Source organism: Dyella nitratireducens (genome assembly GCF_014642835.1).
In the GTDB taxonomy this organism is placed as follows: domain Bacteria; phylum Pseudomonadota; class Gammaproteobacteria; order Xanthomonadales; family Rhodanobacteraceae; genus Dyella_B; species Dyella_B nitratireducens.
On the sequence record NZ_BMJA01000001.1, the window covers coordinates 2,080,943 to 2,102,076 of the forward strand.

The 21,134-nt window shown below is 60.8% G+C and carries 17 protein-coding genes; 11 read left to right on the forward strand and 6 right to left on the reverse strand.

The window, feature by feature from the left end; genetic code table 11:
* Both IEX75_RS24035 and IEX75_RS09595 read left to right on the forward strand, forming a co-directional pair.
* The coding region (locus IEX75_RS24035) for a hypothetical protein (protein ID WP_194446420.1) at positions 1-250 on the forward strand (250 nt) is incomplete at its 5' end.
* On the forward strand, positions 237-3,332 hold the full coding sequence (locus IEX75_RS09595; protein ID WP_188793982.1) for a TonB-dependent receptor: 3,096 nt from the start codon (positions 237-239) through the stop codon (positions 3,330-3,332). The genes IEX75_RS24035 and IEX75_RS09595, both read left to right, overlap by 14 nt.
* Before the next feature lie 474 nt (positions 3,333-3,806).
* Here the strand turns inward: IEX75_RS09595 and IEX75_RS09600 are convergent, their stop codons facing one another.
* Entirely contained in the window at positions 3,807-4,919 is a 1,113-nt protein-coding gene (locus IEX75_RS09600) for an AraC family transcriptional regulator (protein WP_188793983.1), read from the reverse strand.
* Positions 4,867-5,280 carry a hypothetical protein gene (locus tag IEX75_RS09605; protein WP_188793984.1) on the reverse strand — a complete coding sequence of 138 codons (414 nt, stop codon included), beginning with the start codon at positions 5,278-5,280 and terminating at the stop codon, positions 4,867-4,869. The genes IEX75_RS09600 and IEX75_RS09605 overlap by 53 nt, the downstream gene beginning before the upstream one ends.
* 169 nt (positions 5,281-5,449) lie before the next feature.
* Here IEX75_RS09605 and baeS point away from each other — a divergent pair, with 169 nt between their 5' ends.
* The 4 genes from baeS to IEX75_RS09625 are packed head-to-tail and all read left to right on the forward strand — an operon-like array spanning position 5,450 to position 9,897.
* Complete coding sequence (gene baeS, locus IEX75_RS09610) at positions 5,450-7,018, forward strand: sensor histidine kinase efflux regulator BaeS (RefSeq protein ID WP_188793985.1); 1,569 nt, start codon at positions 5,450-5,452, stop codon at positions 7,016-7,018.
* Position 7,019: 1 nt separating this feature from the next.
* Positions 7,020-7,727: a response regulator gene (locus tag IEX75_RS09615; RefSeq protein ID WP_188793986.1), complete on the forward strand. Its 708-nt coding sequence runs from the start codon at positions 7,020-7,022 to the stop codon at positions 7,725-7,727.
* Between the two features lie 45 nt (positions 7,728-7,772).
* Positions 7,773-9,362 carry an FAD-dependent monooxygenase gene (locus IEX75_RS09620; protein WP_188793987.1) on the forward strand — a complete coding sequence of 530 codons (1,590 nt, stop codon included), beginning with the start codon at positions 7,773-7,775 and terminating at the stop codon, positions 9,360-9,362.
* Positions 9,352-9,897: a hypothetical protein gene (locus tag IEX75_RS09625; RefSeq protein ID WP_188793988.1), complete on the forward strand. Its 546-nt coding sequence runs from the start codon at positions 9,352-9,354 to the stop codon at positions 9,895-9,897. Before IEX75_RS09620 ends, IEX75_RS09625 begins: the two co-directional genes overlap by 11 nt.
* Before the next feature lie 168 nt (positions 9,898-10,065).
* Here the strand turns inward: IEX75_RS09625 and bla are convergent, their stop codons facing one another.
* The gene (gene bla, locus IEX75_RS09630; RefSeq protein WP_188793989.1) at positions 10,066-10,932 is read right to left on the reverse strand and encodes a class A beta-lactamase; all 867 of its coding nucleotides are present in this window, start codon (positions 10,930-10,932) and stop codon (positions 10,066-10,068) included.
* Between the two features lie 190 nt (positions 10,933-11,122).
* Between bla and IEX75_RS09635 the strand changes: the two genes are divergently transcribed.
* Complete coding sequence (locus IEX75_RS09635) at positions 11,123-11,935, forward strand: DoxX family protein (RefSeq protein ID WP_188793990.1); 813 nt, start codon at positions 11,123-11,125, stop codon at positions 11,933-11,935.
* 45 nt (positions 11,936-11,980) lie between these two features.
* Here the strand turns inward: IEX75_RS09635 and IEX75_RS09640 are convergent, their stop codons facing one another.
* The gene (locus IEX75_RS09640) at positions 11,981-12,517 is read right to left on the reverse strand and encodes a Dps family protein (protein WP_188793991.1); all 537 of its coding nucleotides are present in this window, start codon (positions 12,515-12,517) and stop codon (positions 11,981-11,983) included.
* Between the two features lie 193 nt (positions 12,518-12,710).
* On the opposite strand from IEX75_RS09640, the gene IEX75_RS09645 reads away from it, so the two are divergent.
* Entirely contained in the window at positions 12,711-14,555 is a 1,845-nt protein-coding gene (locus IEX75_RS09645; RefSeq protein ID WP_229720721.1) for a potassium transporter Kup, read from the forward strand.
* A 279-nt stretch (positions 14,556-14,834) separates the two neighbouring features.
* Positions 14,835-16,001, forward strand: a complete 1,167-nt coding sequence (locus IEX75_RS09650; RefSeq protein ID WP_188793993.1) for a GGDEF domain-containing protein — start codon at positions 14,835-14,837, stop codon at positions 15,999-16,001.
* Here the strand turns inward: IEX75_RS09650 and IEX75_RS09655 are convergent.
* Complete coding sequence (locus IEX75_RS09655) at positions 15,990-16,889, reverse strand: LysR family transcriptional regulator (protein ID WP_188793994.1); 900 nt, start codon at positions 16,887-16,889, stop codon at positions 15,990-15,992. The two genes, IEX75_RS09650 and IEX75_RS09655, sit on opposite strands and share 12 nt — an antisense overlap.
* Before the next feature lie 107 nt (positions 16,890-16,996).
* Between IEX75_RS09655 and IEX75_RS09660 the strand changes: the two genes are divergently transcribed.
* Positions 16,997-18,559 (forward strand): MFS transporter, encoded by a 1,563-nt coding sequence (locus IEX75_RS09660; protein ID WP_229720722.1) that lies wholly within the window; start codon positions 16,997-16,999, stop codon positions 18,557-18,559.
* Between the two features lie 191 nt (positions 18,560-18,750).
* Here the strand turns inward: IEX75_RS09660 and IEX75_RS09665 are convergent, their stop codons facing one another.
* The gene (locus IEX75_RS09665) at positions 18,751-20,193 is read right to left on the reverse strand and encodes an FUSC family protein (protein ID WP_188793995.1); all 1,443 of its coding nucleotides are present in this window, start codon (positions 20,191-20,193) and stop codon (positions 18,751-18,753) included.
* 212 nt (positions 20,194-20,405) lie between these two features.
* On the opposite strand from IEX75_RS09665, the gene IEX75_RS09670 reads away from it, so the two are divergent.
* Positions 20,406-21,089, forward strand: coding sequence for an aspartyl/asparaginyl beta-hydroxylase domain-containing protein (locus IEX75_RS09670; RefSeq protein ID WP_188793996.1), 684 nt, complete (start codon positions 20,406-20,408; stop codon positions 21,087-21,089).
* Positions 21,090-21,134 lie beyond the last annotated feature (45 nt).

A 21,134-nucleotide genomic window follows, 5' to 3' on the forward strand; every position in this document is an offset into this window, starting at 1 on the left:
CCGGGGCTTCATTCTTTTCCTCGCTCGCAACGCAACGACAACACGCAACGGCATTCCAATTGTCGTAGCAGGCCAAGAATTTGTGATCGCGGGCCAAACGTGTAAAGCGGAGGCGATGCGCGTTATGGCGCGCGGTAATGTGAAAAAAACATTCGCATTGCCGAACCGTTTTTCTGCACCTCCCGCTGGGCTTTGCCCGGCGCGGATCGTTATTGCTCTTTGTTGGGGAGAAACCAATGCATTGTCGTGAAAACAAGAATCTTCGATACAAGAAGATGGCCTGGGCCGTTACGTTCGCCCTCGGCATGGGGAGCGGCGCCGTACTGGCGCAGAGTACGTCGGGTTCCATTTACGGCACCGCCGATCTGAGCGCGCAGGTATCGGTGGTCAACGAAGGCAGCGGCGCCGCGCGCACGATGACCGTGGGCACGGATGGCCGTTACCAGTTCACCTCGCTGTTGCCCGGCAAATACCAGGTAAACCTAGTGGAAAACGGCAAGACCAGCAGCCAGGAAGTGACCGTGCTGGCCGGCCAGGGCGCCAACGTGAACCTTGCCACGGCAGCGGCGAAGAACCTCAGCACGATCAGCGTCACGGCCAACTCGATGGCATCGGTCGACGTATCGTCGGTACAGACCAACACGGTGATCACCGCCGAGCAGATGAAGACGCTGCCGATCGAGAAGAACGTGACGGCGGTTGCACTGCTCACACCAGGTGCGGTGAAAGGTGACTCCTATTTCGGCAACCTCGCTTCATTCGGCGGCTCGTCAGTCGCGGAAAACGCGTACTACGTGAACGGCTTCAACGTCACCAACCAGTTCGATTCGCTGAGCTTCTCGCAGGTGCCGTTCGAAGCGATCGACCAGGAATCGGTGCAGGATGGCGGTTACGGTGCGGAATACGGCAACGCGACTGGCGGCGTGATTTCGGTCAACACCAAGCGCGGCACCAACGAGTGGAAAGGCGGCGTGGACATCACGTGGAACCCCGCCGAAACCATGGCCAGCGAGCCGAACACGTATTTGAACAACGGCAACATGTCGTATTCGGCGCGCGGCAACAAGAACGCGTCAGTCGGCAATAACAGCAGCTGGAACCCGATCGACTTCACCTCGCGCTGGAACGCGTGGGTCGGCGGTCCGCTGATCAAGGACAAGCTGTTCATGTTCGCGCTGGTCAGCCAGACCAAGACCGACTCCGATTACTACAACCCGATCACTCAGGCAGGCAGCGGCGGTTACCAGCAACAGGCCGAGAAAGACCCGTACTGGCTGTTGAAACTGGACTGGAACATCAACGACAGCAACATCCTCGAGTACACCGGCTTCAACGACACTCGCCACTACACCACGGATGTCTATTACTCGGGCTTCACCGCCGACAACACGCCTTACCACTATGACTACCAGGGCAAGGTCACTACCAAGTACGGCGGCCAGAACAACATCCTGAAGTACACCAGCTACATCACCGACGACTTCACGCTGACCGCGCAGTACGGTGAGAACCGGAACAAGCGCTACAACACGGCGGTTGCCGCGGATGGCACGGTGGAAAGCTACGATGGCCTGATCACCAATGAAGCCTCCGGGTGCCCGGCGATCGTCGATGACCGCAATCCGGTGTTGGCCGGCACGGTTTCCCCGTATAGCCATTGCAACTTCGTGCCAGGCGGTTTCCTGACCGCCTACAACAGTGAGGACACGCGCAAGTCCTTCCGCCTCGATCTGGAGTGGAAGCTCGGTGATCACGACATCACCGGCGGCTGGACGCGTGACGTCACCACCTCGATGTATGGCCAAGCCTATGAAGGCGGCGCCTTGTGGGAATACTTGCCGGACAGCTCAACCTCCGGTGCAGCGGCTGACGAGAACTACGTTGAAAAAGTCGTCTTCAACACCGGCGCCAAGGTCAGCGTGACCCAGCGCGCCGAGTACCTGCAGGACAACTGGCACGTCACGGACAACTTCCTGGCTCGCATTGGCGTGCGCAATGACCAGTTCAACAACAAGAACGCGCTCGGCCAGACCTTCGTGCGGCAGGACCACAATCTGCAGCCGCGCCTCGGCTTCGCGTGGGACGTGCACGGTGATTCCACACTGAAGGTCTACGGCAGCGCAGGCGATTATTCGCTGCCGATCGATGCGGGTGTGGCTGTTCGCGGTGCCGCGGCCTCGATCTACAGCTACCAGACTTTCAGCTACACCGGCGTCAATTCGACGACGGGCGTGCCGACCGGGCTGACCGCGCTCAGCCCGGTGGAATACGCCAATGCCGAAAGCGGCGTGGCGCCGGCGGCTTCCTCGTATGCGCCGCAAGGCCTGAAACCGTTCAAGCAGCGCGAGTTCATCCTCGGTGCGCAGCAGCAGTGGAATGACTGGACGCTGGGCATCAAGGGCATCGTGCGCCACGTGCTCACCGGCCTGGACGACGAATGCGATTTCCGTCCGATCGCCAAGTACGCCGACTCGGTCTATGGCTTCGACTACTCCACCACCTCGTTGAGCCCCGCGTTGAACAATGGCGATGCCGTGGCGTCCACCCTCAACGGCTGCTTCATCAACAATCCGGGCAGCGGCGCCACGCTGTATCTGCCGCTGGATCCGAACAACCCGAGCAAGCTGTACAAGGTCGTGCTGAGCGGCAAGGACATCGGCGAGCCAACCTACAAGCGCAACTACTACGCGTTGGAATTCACTGCCGAGCGCAACTTCAACAACAAGTACTACCTCAATGTGTCGTACACGCTGGCGCGCTCGTACGGCAACACCGAAGGCTTGGTGGACTCCAACATCGGCCAGGCGGATACCGGCACCTCCGAGCTGTTCGATTATCCGGAGCTGATGATCGGCAACAACGGCAACCAGACCAACGATCATCGCCACACGCTGAAAGCGTATGGCGCGTGGCGCATCACGGATCAGTGGCAGGTGGGCGCCAACCTGATCGGCCAGACCGGACGCCCGGAGAACTGCTATGGCGACGCACCGATCGACTCGGAAATCGCCGGCTACGGCTCCACGGGTGGTTCGCCGTATCTGTATTGCTATATCGACGGCGTCGGCCAGTACGTTGCACGCGGTTCGGCCGGCACCACGCCGACGCTTTGGCAGCTGGATCTGAGCGGTTCGTACCATCCGCATTGGCTGAAGGGCCTGACCCTGCGCGCCACGGTGTTCAACGTGTTCAACAAGCACACGGTGCTGTCGGTGAACGAGAACCAGAATGCCAACAGCGGGGCGTCGTTGTATATCAATACGACGTATCTGACGGCGACGGGTTATCAGACGCCGCGGTATCTGCAGTTGAATGCCGAGTATGACTTTTGATGGTGCTTGTGCCCTCCTCCGTTGTTTGCGGGGGAGGGATATCGCGCAAGTAGGCGTTGTTGGTTAGTTCGACAGTCTTGTCTTTCATTACAACAAAGGCCGCGGAATGCGGCCTTCTTTTTTACCGATTCGGTGCCGAGGAAGTTTGCGTAGGTTGGGGTGCAAACCCTGAGATATCCCCACGTTTTTTGCGTTGTCCAAGCGGAAAAGTTGGAGTTCAGGTCACTGTTGTTTCAGAGCGAACCGTCATTCCGGCGAAGGCCGGAATCCATGCTTCGCACTGGCGATGGATTCCGGCCTTCGCCGGAATGACGACTGGCTTCGAAACAAACTTCATGTAAACCCAGGACTTCTCCGGCATAACGGGCAAAAAACGTGGGGATATCTCAGGGTGCAAACCCCAACATCGCCATCGTCACTGGCATCACAACGTTGGGGTTTGCACCCCAACCTACGCACTTTTTGGGAAATGGATCAGGTTCCCGTCGACAACAGCCGCGCCCGATACCTGCTCGGCGATTCCCCCGTCCAACGGCGAAACGCCCGCGTGAGATTGGCCGGATCCGCATAGCCCATGCGCACCGCGATTTCATCCATGCGCAGCACTGGATTCAGCACGTCGCGCAGCACGGCATCCTTGCGCGCATCATCGACCAGGCTGCGGAAATTGAGACCCAGGCGCTGCAATTTGCGCTTCAGAGTGCGGCTGGACATGCACAGCATCTTGGCGGCCTCCTCGATGCCGGGATAGCCGGTGCGCTCATGGCCTTGCAGCAGATCCATCAACCGCACGACCAGATCATCGGAACGTCGCAAGCGGGCGCGCTCGCGTTCGCACTGGGCCTTGATGTAGCGCAGGGTGGAGGCATTGGCGTTTGCCAAGGGCATATCCAAATCCGCCAGCGGAAGGCGGATCAGGCTCAGGTTGGTTTCAAAACGCGTCGTGACCAGGCGCTTGCGATAGCGTGCGTAATGCAGGGGTTCGGGGCCGCGATGCCAGATTTCCATATGGGGGAGCAGGCGTTGCGCGAGTTGTTCGCACAAGCGAGTGGTCATGGTCATCATGCGATCCACTGCGCAGAAACGCATCGGCGCACGTGCCGCCAAGTCGTGCACGATCAATTCGGCAAAGCCATCGCGCTCGGTGAGGCGCAGATTGAACGTGGTGGTGCGCAGATCCAGAAAACCGGCCCAGAGTTCCAGCGCGTCACGCAAGGTGGCGCAGCTCATCAAGCCATAGCCAAGCATGCCGTGCCAGGTGACGGTGCTGTGCAGGCCGATCTGATAGCCAATGCCGGGATCGTTGGTCAGGCGTACGGCATTGGTGAGCAGCAACGCATCTTGCTGCGTGGTCAGGCGGCCGCTGTCTTCCAGCTGCTCCGCACGGATGCCGGTGCCGGACAGCGCCTGGTCGCGGGAAATGCCTTGCTGCTCGAGCAGTTGCAACAAGGCTACGGCGTATTCGACGTGAACGTCGTCTTTGTACAACTTGTGCATGCTGCTACCCCACAAAAAAGTTACTTCGGTATTGGTCTTATCGATGGCTTCCATGCACCAGGCGCGGTCGCGCACGGTCTTGCACGGCATGCATCCGCACGCCGTAGGTATCCAGCTCACGCAATAGCCGATCGGTCTCGCCGGCCGTCACCAGCTCGTCGGCCGTCTTGCGGCCGCATGGCTCAATCGGGCAGTTGAAGTACCAGTCGATCGCTTGTTCCAGATCGCGCCGCTGCGCTTGCGCCACATCCAGCACGCTGAGCAGTTCGTCGGAAAACTGCCGCCATGACACGCGCGTGCCGCGGCGGATCCAGCGCTTGAGCAGTGCGTCTTCGGTCATGCCCAGTGACGCGGCAAGGCGTACGCAGGACACGATGCCGGTGGCCGGGTCGTAGATGTCTGCCAGGAACTGGAGAAATTCGTTGGCGACTTTGCGTTGGGCGAAGACCATCGGCGCTTGTCCTTCGGCACCGCAGGTGGCGCCGCATGGGCCAAGCTTTGAGCAGGACTGTGCAGGAAATTTGGAGATTCCGTGGAATCATCCGCTTGCGCTTGAATCTGTCCGGACAAACGGCGCTAATGACGGCGGGGACAACATCCACGACATTTTGTTCAACACCATGCGTACTGGGCTCACTGCCAAGCTGTTTTTTGCGATGCTCGCCGTCGCCGTATTCGCCGTGCTGGCGATGGGCGTGGCTGCGCGCATGAGTTTCAATCGCGGTTTTCTGGGCTACCTCGCCGAGCAGGAAACCGAGCGCATGCAAAGCGTGGCCGCGTCGCTGGCCACGGCATACCGTGAACACGGCAGCTGGGATTTCCTGCGCAACAACCCGCATGCATGGTTGGACGCCATGCGGCCTGGTCATTTTTCCGGCATGCCGCCGCCGCATGCCTTCAGCGACCAGGAACCGCCGGATCACCCGCCGCCCGATGCGTCGGGTGGACAGGGGCCGCCCGATGGCCATGGCTCACCACCGGGCCAATCGCCGCCGGCTCAGCCACCGAATCATCAGGATGATCATGGGCCACCCGATTTCCAGGGGCCGCCCGGGCTGATGCACATGGATGCGCCCGGTTCGGTCTCCGTGCTTACCGGCACCGATTTTCGTTTCGCCTTGCTGGATGCGCAGAACCAGTTGCTGTTTGGCAACCCCGCCGCGGTCACGGCCGCGCATGCGGTGAAGCAGGCGATCGTGGTGAACGGTCGTACCGTCGGCTGGCTGATGATGCTGCCTTTGCGCGACGTCACCGAAACCGGCGACGTACGTTTTGAGCGTGGGCAATATCACGCCAGTTGGATCATCGGCATTACCGCGCTGCTGCTCGCCGCTTTGCTGGCGATCTGGCTTGCGCGCACGCTGCTGACGCCCGTACACCGCATCGCCAAGGCCACGCACGCACTCGCAGAAGGCAACTACGCCACGCGCGTGGAAACCACCTCGCATGACGAACTGGGCCAGCTTGCGCGCGATTTCAACCAGCTTGCCATCGCGCTGGAGAAAACCCAGCGCGCACGGCGCCAGTTCGTCGCCGACATTTCGCACGAGCTACGCACGCCACTGGCGATCATGCGTGGCGAACTGGAAGCACTGGAAGATGGCGTACGCCGCTTCGACAAGGACGCCATCACGTCCCTGCAAAGCGAAGTGGGCATGCTGAGCAAGCTGATCGACGATCTGTATCAGCTGACCCTGGCCGACGTGGGCACCATGATCTATCGCAAGGTGGATGTGGATCTGCCGAAGCTGCTCGAAGGCGTCGCCGACACGTTTCGCGACCGCTTCCGTCGTACCGACGTCGATCTGCAATTGAACCTGCCCACATCGCCTGCGCTGGTGAACGCCGATGAAGGCCGCCTGCAACAGCTGTTCGTGAACCTGTTCGAGAACAGCGCGCGCTACACCGATGCCGGCGGTGCGCTGCGTGTGAGTTGCCGGGTCATGGCCGACAGCGTCGTGGTCGACCTGATGGATTCGGCGCCAGGTGTGGACGAGGCCAATCTTCCGCGCCTGTTCGAGCGCTTTTACCGCGAGGAGAGCTCGCGCAATCGCGCCAGTGGCGGTGCCGGACTGGGACTGGCGATTTCACGCGCCATCGTGGAAGCGCACCACGGCACGATTGACGCGCATCCTTCGCCACTGGGCGGCCTGTGGCTGACCGTGCGCCTGCCATTGGAGAATGCATGACATGGAGACCTCGTCGACTGAGAGCAGACCGCCGGCACTCGCGCGCATCCTGATGGTGGAAGACGAGCCCAAGCTGGCCGCCGTCGTCGGCGACTACCTGCGCGCGGGCGGTTACGAATCCAGCTGGGTGGCTGACGGCCGCGAAGCGATTCCCGCGATCAAGGCGCAACAACCCGATCTGGTGCTGCTCGACCTGATGCTGCCCGGGCGCGATGGGCTGGACATCTGTCGTGAGCTGCGCAGCTTCAGCGACATACCCATCATCATGCTGACCGCACGCGTGGAAGAGATCGACCGCCTGCTGGGATTGGAACTGGGCGCGGACGATTACATCTGCAAGCCGTTCAGTCCACGCGAAGTGGTGGCGCGGGTAAAAGCCATTCTGCGGCGCGCGCGTAGCGGCAATGAACCAAGCAGCAACACGGCGTTGCGCATCGATGAAGCCACGCACAGCGCCGTGTTCCACAACCTGCCGCTGGAGCTTACGCCAGTGGAATTTCGCCTGTTGAAAACCTTGGCCGCCAACCCCGGCCGCGTGTTCTCACGCGATCGGCTGCTCGACAATCTCTATCTTGATCACCGCGTGGTAACAGACCGCACCGTCGACAGCCATATCAAGAATCTACGTCGCAAATTGGAACAGGCAGCACCCGGCCAAGATCCGATTCGCTCGATCTATGGAGTAGGCTACAAGCTGGAAATCGAGTGACGGCAGGCGCGGTTTCGCGCGGTTGGATCCCTTCGCGAGGTGCATATGACACGCTGCGATGTGCTGATCATCGGCGCAGGCCCGACAGGCCTGGTGCTGGCGCTATGGCTGACCAAGCTTGGCGTAAAGCTGCACATTATCGACAAGACTTCCACGCCAGGCACGACATCGCGCGCCCTGGCCGTGCAAGCGCGCACGCTGGAACTCTATCGACAGCTCGATTTGGCCGATGCCGTTATTGCAAACGGCCATAAGGTGCCCGCTGTCAATCTATGGGTGAAGGGTGAACGGAAAGCTCGGGTGATGTTCGAGACGATCGGTTCGGATCTCACGCCGTTTCCGTTCCTGCACATCTTTCCGCAGGATCAGCACGAACGTCTATTGATCGAACGGCTGGAGCAACTGGGCGTATCAGTACAGCGAGAGACCGAGCTGCTGCGCTTTGCCGACGAAGGCGACCGCGTGCTCGCGACGCTGCGTGGCCCGGACGGTGCTGAGCAGACATGGGAAACACAGTATCTCGCCGGCTGCGACGGCGCGCGTTCGCAGGTGCGCGAAACGCTGGGCACGGGCTTTCCTGGCGGCACGTACAAGCAGGTGTTCTACGTGGCCGACGTGGATGCATCGGGGCCTTCGCTGGATGGTCAGTTTCACATCGATCTGGACGAGGCGGATTTCCTGGCGGTGTTTCCCTTGGCCGGCGAAGGCCATGCGCGCCTGATCGGCACCGTGCGCGACGAACGCGCGGAGCACCCTGAAACGCTGCGCTTCGAAAACGTAAGCCAGCGCGCCATCGAACATTTGAAAGTCACCGTGAAGCAGGTGCATTGGTTTTCCACCTACCGCGTGCATCATCGCGTGACCGAGCATTTTCGGCACGGCCGGGCGTTTCTGCTCGGCGATGCGGCGCACATCCACAGCCCGGCCGGCGGACAAGGCATGAATACCGGCATTGGCGATGCGATAAACCTCGCGTGGAAACTTGCTGCCGCCGTCACGGGTCAGGCATCGGATGATCTGCTGGATAGTTACGAGGCAGAACGCATTGGCTTTGCGCATCGCCTGGTTGCCACCACGGATCGTGTATTTACGTTTGCCACCGCCGAAGGCAGGATCGCCGACATCGTGCGTACCCGGCTGGCGCCGGTGGTAATTCCGACCGTGCTGCGTTTCGATGCCATGCGCGAATTCCTGTTTCGCACGGTGTCACAAATCACCTTGAATTATCGCGGGTGTCCGTGGAGCGAAGGTTCGGCCGGCGAGGTACATGGCGGAGATCGTCTACCGTGGGCCGCAGCCGGCGATCGCGACAACTTCTCCACGCTGGCGGCCATGACTTGGCAGGTGCACGTGTATGGCAGCGCGAATGCGGCTTTGCGCGAATGGTGCGTCCAGCAGGACATGCCGCTGCACGTCTTCGATTGGCAGCCGGAACATCAAGCTGCGGGTTTTGCGCGCGATGCGCTCTACCTGATTCGGCCGGATACCTATGTGGCCATGGCCGATCCACAGGGCAGACCGGAAGCCGTAGACAATTATTTTACGAGGCATGGCATTAAGCTCAGGCCAGCGCACGCGATCCTTTCCGCCCGATCCGATAACGTTGCGCACACAGGGGCTCTCCATGAATCCTGAAGAATCCATGCGCACCAAGCGGTCCGCATCGACACGCGACGACGCCATCGATACCTATACCAAGGTAGCGAGTATCGCGGTTGCGATCGGCGGCTGGGCGGTGGGCATGTACGCCGGCTTCAATGTGCTGGTGCCGCTGGTGGCCACCGCGGTTGTGTGGCTGGCGGGCAGGCATCTTTTCAGTGAGCCCAAGCAGATCATGCTTCCTGCGTTCTGCGTGCAGGCCGGACATCTGGTGTGGTTCGTGGTGGTTGCGGCAGCCAGCCGCGAGCTGATGAATCCCCATCTGATCGACATCGTGTGGCTGTCGATCGGCCTGGCGTGGCTGTGGCTACGTCCGGGCAAGTCGGCGCTGTATGTGCTGATGGTCTACCAGCTGCTGGCGCTGCCCTACAACCTGTTGCAGTTTTCGCAGGCGGATTTCGGCACCACGGCGAACAAGGTGTTGCTGGTGCACGTTATCTGGCGATGCATTGCGCTGTTTTACATGGCACGGATGTTTTACCGCTTGGGTAAGCCGGTTCAATCCAATTAACCCGGTACCATCGATCGACATGTGTGCGAAGGGTGGGATGCCAGTCGTAGGTTGGGTTAGCGCAGCGTAACCCAACGATACTGATTGCTCGGTGGAGAGCCTTGTTGGGTTACGCTGCGCTAACCCAACCTACGGTATTTCGGCCTGCATACGTTGCTTCCATTCTGGTCACATCGTCGCGACGATGCGGCCGACGGCTGCCAGGACCGCACTGCGGCCAGTGGTATCCGTTGCTGCATTTTCGTAATACGCGGCGACCAGCAGCGGCTTGCGTTGCGGTGGCCACAAGATGGCGACGTCATTGTTCTGAGTGCCGTTGGCGCCGGTCTTTTCGCCTATTCGCCAATCGGATGGCACGCCGGCGCGTACGAGTTTCTTGCCGGTGACGGTGCCGAGCATCCAGTCGGTCAGCTGCTTGCGCGATGTGTCGGATAGCGCGTGGCCTAGCAGCAACGTTTGCAGATTGGCGAGCATGGCGTTGGGTGTGGTGGTGTCGCTCACGCCATCGGGACTCGGACGGTTGAGTTCGGGTTCGATGTGATCCAGGCGGGTGAGCGTATCGCCAAGCTGCCGCGCGAGATCGGTAACGACGTGCGGACCGCCCAGGTGCTTCATCAGCACATTGGCCGCGGTGTTGTCGCTCAGCGTGATGGCGGCATTGCAGAGCTCCGCGATGCTCATGCCCGGCGGGCCGGCATGCTGGCTGGTGACGGGTGCGTATTCGAGCAAGGCGTCCTTGCCGAATACGAGATGCGTGTCCAATCGTTCCGTGCCGCGATCCACGCGCATGAGTACTGCCGCGGCAAGCAGCATCTTGAACGTGCTGCACAGGAGAAAGCGCTCGTCAGCGCGATAGCCGGCACGCCGCGTGTTGCCGGTATCGAGTATCGCCACGCCAAGATGTCCGCCATATTGGCGTTCCAGTGCAGCGAGTTGTGCGTTGACGTCTTGCGTACCTGCCAGCAACCGCGAAGGACGCAGCGCCAGCACCGTTGCACCCGCCATCATGCCTTTGAGCAAATCTCGACGATCCATGCTTGAGTTTCCTTGAACGATTGTGTGACCGGCCATGCTAATCACGTAGCGGGCCGCTGCGCGGCGCAAGTTCGGGCGAAACCAAGGCGACCGCTAGCGCATTGGCTTGTTGGCACGCGGCGCAATTGGCTCTTGAATGATGCACGCCGGCCGCTTGAATGGTCGCACTTCCTATGACGGAGAAGCCTGCATGCGCACTGCCGATACCGGTCGCGTAGTGTTCGCCCTGGCGTTCGTGACGCTGGGTCTTCTGAGCGTGTTCTCGCAGGATTTTGCATCGGTGTGGCAACCGGTTCCCCAGGATCTGCCGGGACGTGCGTGGATAGCCGTAGTTTCCGGCGCCATCATGACGGTGGGCGGTGTGGGTTTGCTGCTGAAGCGTACGCTCGTGCCGGCTGCATTCGTGATGATGATGTACACGCTGCTATGGCTGCTGGCGCTGCATGTGCCGCGGGTGATCCTGGCGCCGATGCATGAAGTGACGTGGGGTGGTTGCGCAGAAATAGTCACCTTGGTCGCCGCATGCTGGGTGCTGTATGCGTCCATGGCAACGTCCAGCGACAAGCCTTACTTCGCGTCGCTGACTGGCGCGAATGCGATGCACGCAGCACGCATTGCGTTTGCGGTGGCGCTGCCGCTGATCGGGCTGGAGCACTTGGTTTATGCGAAAGAAACAGCCGACATGGTGCCTGGTTGGCTTCCCTATCGCATAGGCTGGGCTTACGTCACAGGTATCGCGCACATTGCCGCTGGCTTGGCGATCGCGCTGAATGTGCTGCCGCGTCTGGCCGCGACATTGGAAGCGTGGATGATGGGTGGCTTCACCGTGCTGGTGTGGATCCCATCAGTGATGGCTACGCCATCGCAACGGTTCGCGTGGACGGGGCTGATGATTTCGACGGTGATTACCGCAGCGGGGTGGATCGTGGCGGCCTCGTACGGGGAGGTGCCGTGGTTTTCTCTCAGCCGTTTACGGAATAGAAAAATCGAATTGGTCGTGTAGTCCCACGGCCGTCATTACCGCGACGGCCGTGGAATGACGCGATCATCAGACAGCACGCCCTGTTTCGAACAGGAACCACACGCGCCTCTCCGCCTCGTCGATCCAGTTTTCCAGCACGCTGGCGGTGGCCACGTCGTTGTATTCGTCGCACAGATCATGCGTCTTGCGCATGTAGTCGGCCAGACGTGCGTTGTCTTCACGCAGCTCCGCCAGCATGTCTTCAGGCGTGACGAAATCTGCATCGTTGTCGGCAAGACGCTGGTGGCGGGCGATGTCGCCGATGGAGCGCAGGGTTGTGCCACCGAGCTTGCGCACGCGTTCGGCAATGGGATCGGTGGTGGCGTAGATCTCGTCGGATTGTTCGTCCAGCAGCAAGTGATAGTCGCGGAAATGCGGACCGCTCATGTGCCAATGGAAGTTCTTGGTCTTGAGATAAAGCGCGAATACGTCGGCAAGCAGGGTGTTGAGTTCGGCGGAAATGTCACGGCGTGCATCGTCGCCGAGTGCACTGGGGGTTCTCAGGGGTGCCTTGCGCAGCTGCTTGGCTTTGGCGGCTTTATCAGCCTTGTTGGCCTTGGGCATGGCGGTTCTCTCCTAGACAGGGGGTGATGGAACGAGAGATCGTCGAAAGCAATAGACCTGTGACCATAGGCCAGCCACGCGACGCAAGCAACAGGCATGAACGGAGGAGGCCGGTGTCATCTTTCTTGGTTAGACTGCGGGGCCACCTTGGGGAAGGGTCACGCAAGTCATGACGGAAACGGCGACGTACCCATTGAAAAAGTCCGCTCTGCTGGGCGTGGGCGCCCTCGGTGTGGTGTTCGGGGATATCGGCACCAGCCCGCTGTATACCTTCAAGACCGTGCTGGATATGACCGGCGGGAATACGCCACAGACCATTCTCGGCGTGATTTCGTTGCTGGTCTGGACTTTGATCATCATCACGTCGGTGAAATATGCCGGCTTCGCCATGCGCATCGACAACGACGGCGAAGGCGGCATCCTGGCGTTGATGGCTTTGCTGGGGGTGAAGCGGCACAAGCGACCAGTGATCGTTGCGGCCGGGCTGTTCGGGGCCGCGCTTATTTACGGTGACGGCGCGATCACGCCGGCCATTTCCGTGCTGTCGGCGCTGGAAGGTCTGAATATCGCCACGCCCTCGCTGCAACATTACGTATTACCGCTGACAGTGGTGATCCTGCTGGCGCTGTTCGCACTGCAGCCGATGGGCACTGCGCGCATTGGACGCACCTTCGGGCCGATCATGGCGTTGTGGTTTCTCACCATGGCAGTGCTCGGTGTGTGGGGCATTGCCAAGCATCCGGCCATCTTGTGGGCGCTCAACCCCTATTACGCGTTGCATTACCTGCTGCATGGCGGCAGCGGCAGCTTCCTGGTGCTGGGCGGCGTGTTTCTTTGCGTGACGGGCGCGGAAGCGCTGTATGCCGACATGGGCCACTTCGGTGCAGGCCCGATCAAGCTGGCGTGGTCGACGCTGGTGTTTCCCAGCCTTGTACTGAATTACGCCGGCCAGGGCGCGATCGTGCTGGCGGGAGCGCCAACGGCAGGCAATATCTTTTATCACCTGTGCCCGGCTTCGCTGACCTTGCCGCTGATCGTGCTATCGACGGTAGCCACCATCATTGCCAGCCAGTCGATCATCACGGGCGCGTTTTCGATGACGCGGCAGGCGATCCAACTGGGCTGGATGCCGCGCCTGAAAGTGTCGCAGACCTCCGAAGAAGGCTACGGCCAGATCTACGTGGGTGCGGTGAACTGGCTGCTGATGCTGGTGACGATCGGCCTGGCGCTTGGCTTTCGCAAGTCTGACAACCTGGCCGGCGCTTACGGCATCGCCGTGTCGGCCACCATGCTGATGACCACCGCGCTGCTGCTCATCGCCATGCGCGAAATCTGGAAATGGCCGCTGGCCGCCTGCGTGGCGGTGGCGGGTGCGTTCTTCATCGTCGACGCCTCGTTCTTTGCCTCGAACATGATGAAGCTGCTCGATGGCGGCTACGTGCCGCTGCTGCTTGCCGCGCTGGTGTATCTGGTGATGTACATCTGGCATCGCGGCCTGATGGCGATGGCCGCGCGCATCAACGAATACCCCGTACCGGTAGACGTTTTTCTGGACGAGCTGGCGCACACCGGCGTGGTTCGCGTACCAGGCACCGCGGTGTTTCTGACGCGTGCGAAGGCCACCACGCCACCGGTGATGCAGTGGTACGTGAAGCACAGCAGGTCGTTGCACAAGCGCGTGCTGGCGGTGACGCTGGAGATCGCCTCCTCGCCGTGGGTGACGCCGAGGGATCGCCTGAGCATGGCCGAGATCGGTCCGAATTTCTGGTCGATCACCGCCACGTTCGGCTTTATGGAGCGGCCGGACATGCCGGCCTTGATGGCGCAAATTGCCATGAATGGTTGCCCTATTCATCCCAATGAACTGACCTATTTCGTCGGCATGGAAAAAATCGTCGCGCGTGAAGACGGTCGTGGCATACCGCGCTTGATACGCGTCTTGTTCGCCATGCTGCTGCGTAACGGCGCCCGCGTGACCGATTACCTGCGCATTCCCGCCTATCAGGTCGTCGATATCGGCCGGCAAATTTCGATCTAAGTCGTTTTTCTTCACAAAGCTAAACGCCGCGCCTGCACGTACACAGGCATGGCTGGCAGCTTGCTGCCGCTTTCCATGGCATGTTCCTTGCCAGATTGCTTGAAATCGGCAGCGCAAAGAAAAAACAGGGCATCAGCATGCTGCCGCCTGCGCAAAGGAGGAGCACAAGCCATGTCGACGACAACGACTTGCGATGCGCGATAGCGCTGGTCGCTTCGGCGACGCTGCAGCGTGCGCGAAGCACGCAGAGTCGAAACCCTCCGGTATCGGGAGTCCGCCATGCATTTGAATGTCGAGACGCTATCGCTGATCAACGGCGGCGATGCCTTGCTGCTGGCGCTGATGCTGTGGTTCGGCACGCGCAGCGGTAGCAACCATGCCGTGCAGGGTTTGCGTCTGCGCGCGACGTCCTTGCTGCTCGAAGCCTGTGGCGATTTCATACTGGCGTTTGACTTCAAGCTTGCACCGCAGACCGTGCTGCTGGTGGGCAACACGTTCAACCTGAGTGCGCAGGCACTCACTATCGTAGCGTTGCGCATGGTGCTCCAACGCAAGCTGCGCTGGCGTGAGGCGATCGCGCTGGGTGTCGGTGCCTGGCTGGGTGCGACTTATCTCGCCGCCGTCCATCCGGACTATCGGTTGCGTGTGCTATGGGGTTCGGTGTTTTTGATCGGCATGGCAATGCTCAATATCGCCGCGCTGTGGAATGATCGCCCCAAGCACGATGCGCGTGCGCAGTACCTGTTGCTATGGGCTTACGTGCTGGCTGTTGCCCTGCTGGTATGGCGCAACGCATCGCTATGGCTGCTGCCGACGCCGCCGCAAGGCATCGGCACGCCGACGGCCGTGAATGTGGTGTATGTGTTTTTGTTAGGCATGCAGCCGCTGATGGCCAGCGTAGGCTTTTTGCTGCTGTACAACGAAATCCTCCAGCGCGAGCTGCACGATCTGGCACGCATCGATCCGCTCACCGGCGTCACCAATCGCTTGGGTCTGTTGGAAGCCTCGGAAGTCCTGCTCGTGCGGGCACGCGCCCGAAAGGAGCCGATTGGCGTGTTGCTGATCGATGCCGATCACTTCAAGAGCATCAACGACCGCTTCGGCCACGACGACGGCGATCGCGTGTTGCTGGAGCTGGTGTACAACATCCGGCGCATGCTGCGTGCCGGCGATCTGGTCGGGCGCGTCGGCGGCGAAGAATTCCTGGTGCTGTCGCCATCCGTGAAGGAAGCGGATCTGCTGGCGCTGGCCGAACGTATTCGCAGTGCGGTCGAGCGCACGTCGTTCCATATCGCAGGACAGGCGTACACGCTGACCGTATCCATCGGCGCGGCGATTGCCGATCCAAGCGAGCCTGACATGATGGGCGCACGGCGTCGTGCGGATGCGGCGCTATATGAAGCCAAGCGTGCGGGGCGCAATTGCGTGATGATTTCAGGCGGATGATGTATGCCACACACCGTTCGCTTCGATGACGGGTGCGTGCGATGGCAGCTCCACCATATTGAGCACCAGGCGACCGAATTCTCGCGCGGCCGGCGTGTGACCACCTGCACCGCAGAGCAATGAAAATCCCACGGCAGGCAGCGGTGGCAGACCGTATTCCTCATCGATGATCTTCATGCCGGCTTCCAGCTCATCGCGAGTCAACACGGTTGCCGCGAGTCCTGCCAGCACCGCGGCGCGAATGCCCAGCCAGCCGGGTGAGCTGAAGATGATGTGCCAGTCGATCGAGGTGTCGCTCAGCGCTCGCACCGCCATGTCGCGATAAATACAGGTGGGTGGCATGAACGCCAGCGGCAGCGAACTGCTCGGCATATGGAAGGTTTCCGCCGCTGCCCATGCGAGACGCGTGCGACGCAGCAGCGCTTCGTCCTCATGCTTCTGCTCGGAGATCACCACAGCGAGATCGAGATCGCCGGCATCGATCATGGCGCGCAGATCAAGAATGCTGGTGACATTCACGTCGAGCCGCACCGCTGGGTAGCTGCGCGCGAACTGGCACAGCAATGACGGTAACCGTTCGCCCATGAAAGTTTCCGGCACACCGAAGCGCACCACCCCCGATACCGGCGATGGCGTGAAGCGCCGCGACAATGCTTCGAATCCTTGCAGGATCTGTTGTGCGTAACGCAGCAGATCCTCGCCGTCTTCGGTGAGCGTCAGGCGACGCGTGCTGCGGTGAAGCAGCGGTCGTCCCACCTGTTCTTCCAGGCGCCGGATCTGATGGCTGACGGCAGATTGGGTGAGATGCAGCCGTTCGGCAGCGCGTGTGAAGCCGCCCGCTTCCTTGACGGTGACGAAGGCACGCAAAAGCGTCGGATCGAGATTCATGGCCTTGCGTCCATGATGAGAATTAATGAATGACACAAAATCAATTCATTTCCATCATGAAACAGGCATGTCCAGAATGGCAATCCCCTTCCCACCGGATTGCTGTGATGGACGCCCAAATTGCGCGTGCCGACGCGACCTTTTCCGGCCGGAACGTGATGGCCCTGGCCGCTGTGTGCCTGGCCGCGCTGATGTCCGGCCTGGAAATTTCCAGCGTGCCGGTGATCCTGCCTACGCTGCAGCAGATTTTGCAGGCGAATTTCCGCGATCTGGAATGGATCGAAAACGCGTACACCCTCGCCTGCACCACCGTGCTGATGGCGGCCGGCACGCTGGCGGATCGCTATGGGCGAAGGCGCCTGTTCGTGATCAGCCTGCTCGTATTCGGCATCACGTCACTGGCGTGCGGACTGGCGCCCGACGCCACGCTGCTGGTCGTCAGCCGCTTTCTGCAGGGCCTTGGCGGTGGCGCGATGCTGATCTGCCTGATTGCAATCCTCTCGCATCAATTTCGAGAAGGAAGAGCGCGCAGCATCGCCTTCGGCACGTGGGGCGTCGTGTTCGGTATCGGGCTGGGTTTCGGACCGATCATCGGCGGCGCGATAACGTCGCTGGCGAGTTGGCGCTGGGTGTTCCTGATACACGCGCCGCTGACGGCGGTGACGCTCGCGCTTACCGGGATCAGCGTGCAGGAATCGCGCGACCCGCAGGCAGAGCGGCTGGACCTGTGGGGCATCGTCACGCTATCGGCGGCGGTGTTCTGCCTGACCTATTTCATCATTCAAGGGCCGGTGCTGGGTTTTGGCAGTGGCATGGCAATCGGCATACTGATCGCTTCGCTCGTGTGCTTCGTGTTGTTCGTGCTGGTGGAGAAGCTGCACAGCCATCCGATGTTCGATTTCTCTGTGTTCCGTATCCGCAAATTTTCGGGCGCCATCTGCGGCTCCATCGGCATGAATTTCAGCTTCTGGCCGTTCGTGATCTATCTGCCGATCTATTTTCAGGGTGGCCTGGGCTATGACGTAGTCACCGCAGGGCTAGCCTTGCTGACCTATACGCTGCCTACACTGGTGATACCGCCGCTGGCGGAGCGCCTGTCGTTGCGCTACCACGCGCGCGTGGTGATTCCTGCCGGTATGTTCACCATCGGCCTGGGCTTTCTGTTGATGGAATATGGCTGCCGCCTGCCTCATGCGAGCTGGCTAAGCATGCTGCCGGGTTGCCTGCTCGCAGGTATCGGATTGGGTTTGACCAATACGCCAACGACCAATACCACGACCGGTTCCGTGCCTGCCTCGCGCGTGGGCATGGCTTCCGCTATCGACATCAGCGCACGCCTGATCACGCTCGCGATCAACATCGCGATGATGGGTTTTATTTTGCTGCAGGGTATTTCGAACTATTTGAAACGAACGCTGCCCGCGTCGTTCGATATTGCGTCAGTGCATGCATTTGCCGAGAAAATTGCGTCAGGAAATCTTTCTGCCGTCACGCAAAGCTTGCAATCGCGATCCTTGGTGCATCCCGATGTCATCGTGCGCGCAGCGCTGGTGAACGGGTTTGGCTACGTCACGCTATATGGCGGCTTGGGAGCGTGGATATTGGCAGCGATCAGCTTCGGGGCGTTCAGGTTGCGAAAGGCATGTGTCGAGGCGACTTACGCGGATTAAGGACGTCGGTAGTCGCATCAATCCGATTCATTCGTCTGTCTTCGGCCTTGCGCGTTATTTTGGTGGAGACGCTGCAAGCTGGCTGGCCATGCAGGCCACCTATGATCTCAAGACGCTGCCCACCCTTGACGACATCATGCGGCGCGTCATCCCGCGCACATCGCATGGCTAACGTATAGGCACTGGCAACTTTAGGCCAATGCTGCGGTTTTCGGTTCTGCGCACGCCTCGTGCAAACTCGCCCGCAATTGTTGCAATGCCGGGAGAATGGTTTCCGGTTCGCGCAAGGATCGGCGTGCCTGTCCCAGCGCTTGATGCACGGCCGCTGGCGCTCTGCCCTGTTCGATCAGCTTGCCAGCCGCCTCACGGCAGTCGAGCAGCACCTCGATCCAATCGTAGGGCCGATGCGGACGAACGTAGCGCGCGATGTGGCGGCTTGCACGGAAAGCAGGCGCGATTTGTTCAACGGCATGCATGGCATTGAAGAAAGCATCCGGCGTACGCGTGGGCTGTTGCCGGTCCAAGGCCGTGGCGAGTGCGGCCAGTGCATCGGCGATGCGTCGGCGCAGTGTACCGGTGGAACGTACCGGCAATACGAACCAGGCCACGGTCACGCCGATGACGGCGCCAACGGCGATTTCTTCCAGGCGCGACCACATCATGTGCGATGCGGATACGCCCACGAAATCCTGCAGTAGCGCAAGCACCACGGTAACGAACAGTGCCCACCAGCCATAACTGATCAGCCGCAGCCACACGCCGAGAAAGATCATCGTGAGCATCAGGATGACCATCGCGCTGCGACCGATGCCCAGATGGATGCTGATCAATCCTGCCATGACCGTTCCAGCCGCGGCACCCAGCACGCGCAGCACGCTTTTATGCGCAACATCCAGCCTGCCGCGATTGCCGCTGTTGACGATGAAAGCGGTAAGCACCACCCACGCCCAGTGTTGCGGAAACACGACGTAGCCGATCGCAAACGACAACCCGAGCGCCAATGCCATCTGGATCGCCATGCGCGTGGAGGCAATGGGGCGAAGCGTGCTTTCTGCTGGTGGCGCGGGCGCGGCGACCGGTAGCTTGACCGGCTTCAACAGCCCAAACCCTTGCGCAAGCATGTGTACGACATTCACCCAGAACAACGCCAGCAACGCGATGACGATCGGCAACAGGAAGGGTGGCACCAGGCCGGGATGCCGCGGTGGGATATAGGGCACGGTCAACAATGTGACAAACGGCAAAGCCATCAGCGAACCGATACGGCGTGCCAGGGGACCAAACCGCCGCAACCAGATCGACATGAACATGCCTGCGGTAAACACCACGGCCCCCACGATGGGAAAACGGAGCAACAGCATGCCGATGCCGGCCGCAGCGAGACCCACTGCAGGCAGTACAAAAAAAGCCTCAATGCGGCCACGACGATCCCGGTCAAGCTGGCTGCGCGAGAGCGACAGGCACAACACCACGGCAAGCACGCCGGAGCCGGGTTCCGGGCTGATCGCCAGCACGCATAGCAAAGTCGCGATGGCCGCCAGCAAGGTCGCCATCGCTTCCACCAGCGCGCGTGCTAGCTGCGAACGGCTGGCTTGCAGGCGAAATAAAGGGGAAATCCGGTTCGTGGCGTCCATGACAAAGGCCGTAGCTCACGGTGACGGCCGAAGATAGCACCGCATGGTGACTTGCACCGCCCAGTCGGCGCAAACTTTTGCGTGCGCGGTGGCGCGTCAACAGCCGCGAGCCTCACCCGTTATTCCGGTCTATCAGCCTTCACGCTGCACCGCTCCGGGAAACCGGAGCATACGTGGCAGTCATGGCACTACGCGACAAGGCATAACAACACATGAGCCTGTTGTACGACCTGTCAGCCAACGCGGTGCGCCGTCTCTATGACACGCGCATCGATACACCGCCGGTGCTCGACGCCGGTTTTTATTTTCCCGATGCAGCCCGCTTTGCCGGTGCGTGGCAAGCGATTCGCGATGAGGCGCTGGCGGTGGCTGCGCGCATGCAGTCCATTCCGCGCTTTCATGAAGTGATGCCCGCACAGATGCCGATTTCTGGCAACGACGGCAAGGACTGGCGTGTGTATATCTTGAAGGTATACGGCACCAACATCGACAAGCACCTGGCGGCCTGCCCGATGCTGGCACAGCTTCTTGCCAGCACGCCGGATGTGCTGTCGGCCACGTTGTCGTTCCTGGCGCCGCGCAAGCATATTCCTCGGCATCGCGGTCCGTTTCGCGGTGTGTTGCGCTACCAGCTCGGGCTGTCGGTGCCGGTCGACATGGAAGGCAGGCCGGCGGCGGTGCTGTTGCTCAACGATCACGAGCATCGCATCGGCAACGGCGAGCATTTGCTGTGGGACGACACCTATCCCCACGAAGTGTGGAACCACAGCGATGAGATGCGTGCTGCATTGCTGCTGGACGTGCGGCGCAGGCATATGCCGATGGACCTGCGGCTGCTGTCGAGTGCACTGATTGCCTCCGTTGGGATGGTGGCGCGTTGGCGCGGTATCGACTGAAGGCTCGAGCGCACTCTGTAGGTTGGGGTGCAAACCCCAACGTCG

Excerpts from the sequence above, each read along its gene's own strand:
- IEX75_RS09595 (WP_188793982.1), top strand. The coding sequence starts at position 237 with ATGCATTGTCGTGAAAACAAGAATCTTCGATACAAGAAGATGGCCTGG.
- IEX75_RS09600 (WP_188793983.1), bottom strand. The coding sequence starts at position 4,919 with ATGCCGTGCAAGACCGTGCGCGACCGCGCCTGGTGCATGGAAGCCATC.
- IEX75_RS09605 (WP_188793984.1), bottom strand. The coding sequence starts at position 5,280 with ATGGTCTTCGCCCAACGCAAAGTCGCCAACGAATTTCTCCAGTTCCTG.
- baeS (WP_188793985.1), top strand. The coding sequence starts at position 5,450 with ATGCGTACTGGGCTCACTGCCAAGCTGTTTTTTGCGATGCTCGCCGTC.
- IEX75_RS09615 (WP_188793986.1), top strand. The coding sequence starts at position 7,020 with ATGGAGACCTCGTCGACTGAGAGCAGACCGCCGGCACTCGCGCGCATC.
- IEX75_RS09620 (WP_188793987.1), top strand. The coding sequence starts at position 7,773 with ATGACACGCTGCGATGTGCTGATCATCGGCGCAGGCCCGACAGGCCTG.
- IEX75_RS09625 (WP_188793988.1), top strand. The coding sequence starts at position 9,352 with ATGAATCCTGAAGAATCCATGCGCACCAAGCGGTCCGCATCGACACGC.
- bla (WP_188793989.1), bottom strand. The coding sequence starts at position 10,932 with ATGGATCGTCGAGATTTGCTCAAAGGCATGATGGCGGGTGCAACGGTG.
- IEX75_RS09635 (WP_188793990.1), top strand. The coding sequence starts at position 11,123 with ATGCGCACTGCCGATACCGGTCGCGTAGTGTTCGCCCTGGCGTTCGTG.
- IEX75_RS09640 (WP_188793991.1), bottom strand. The coding sequence starts at position 12,517 with ATGCCCAAGGCCAACAAGGCTGATAAAGCCGCCAAAGCCAAGCAGCTG.
- IEX75_RS09650 (WP_188793993.1), top strand. The coding sequence starts at position 14,835 with ATGCATTTGAATGTCGAGACGCTATCGCTGATCAACGGCGGCGATGCC.
- IEX75_RS09655 (WP_188793994.1), bottom strand. The coding sequence starts at position 16,889 with ATGAATCTCGATCCGACGCTTTTGCGTGCCTTCGTCACCGTCAAGGAA.
- IEX75_RS09660 (WP_229720722.1), top strand. The coding sequence starts at position 16,997 with ATGGACGCCCAAATTGCGCGTGCCGACGCGACCTTTTCCGGCCGGAAC.
- IEX75_RS09665 (WP_188793995.1), bottom strand. The coding sequence starts at position 20,193 with ATGGACGCCACGAACCGGATTTCCCCTTTATTTCGCCTGCAAGCCAGC.
- IEX75_RS09670 (WP_188793996.1), top strand. The coding sequence starts at position 20,406 with ATGAGCCTGTTGTACGACCTGTCAGCCAACGCGGTGCGCCGTCTCTAT.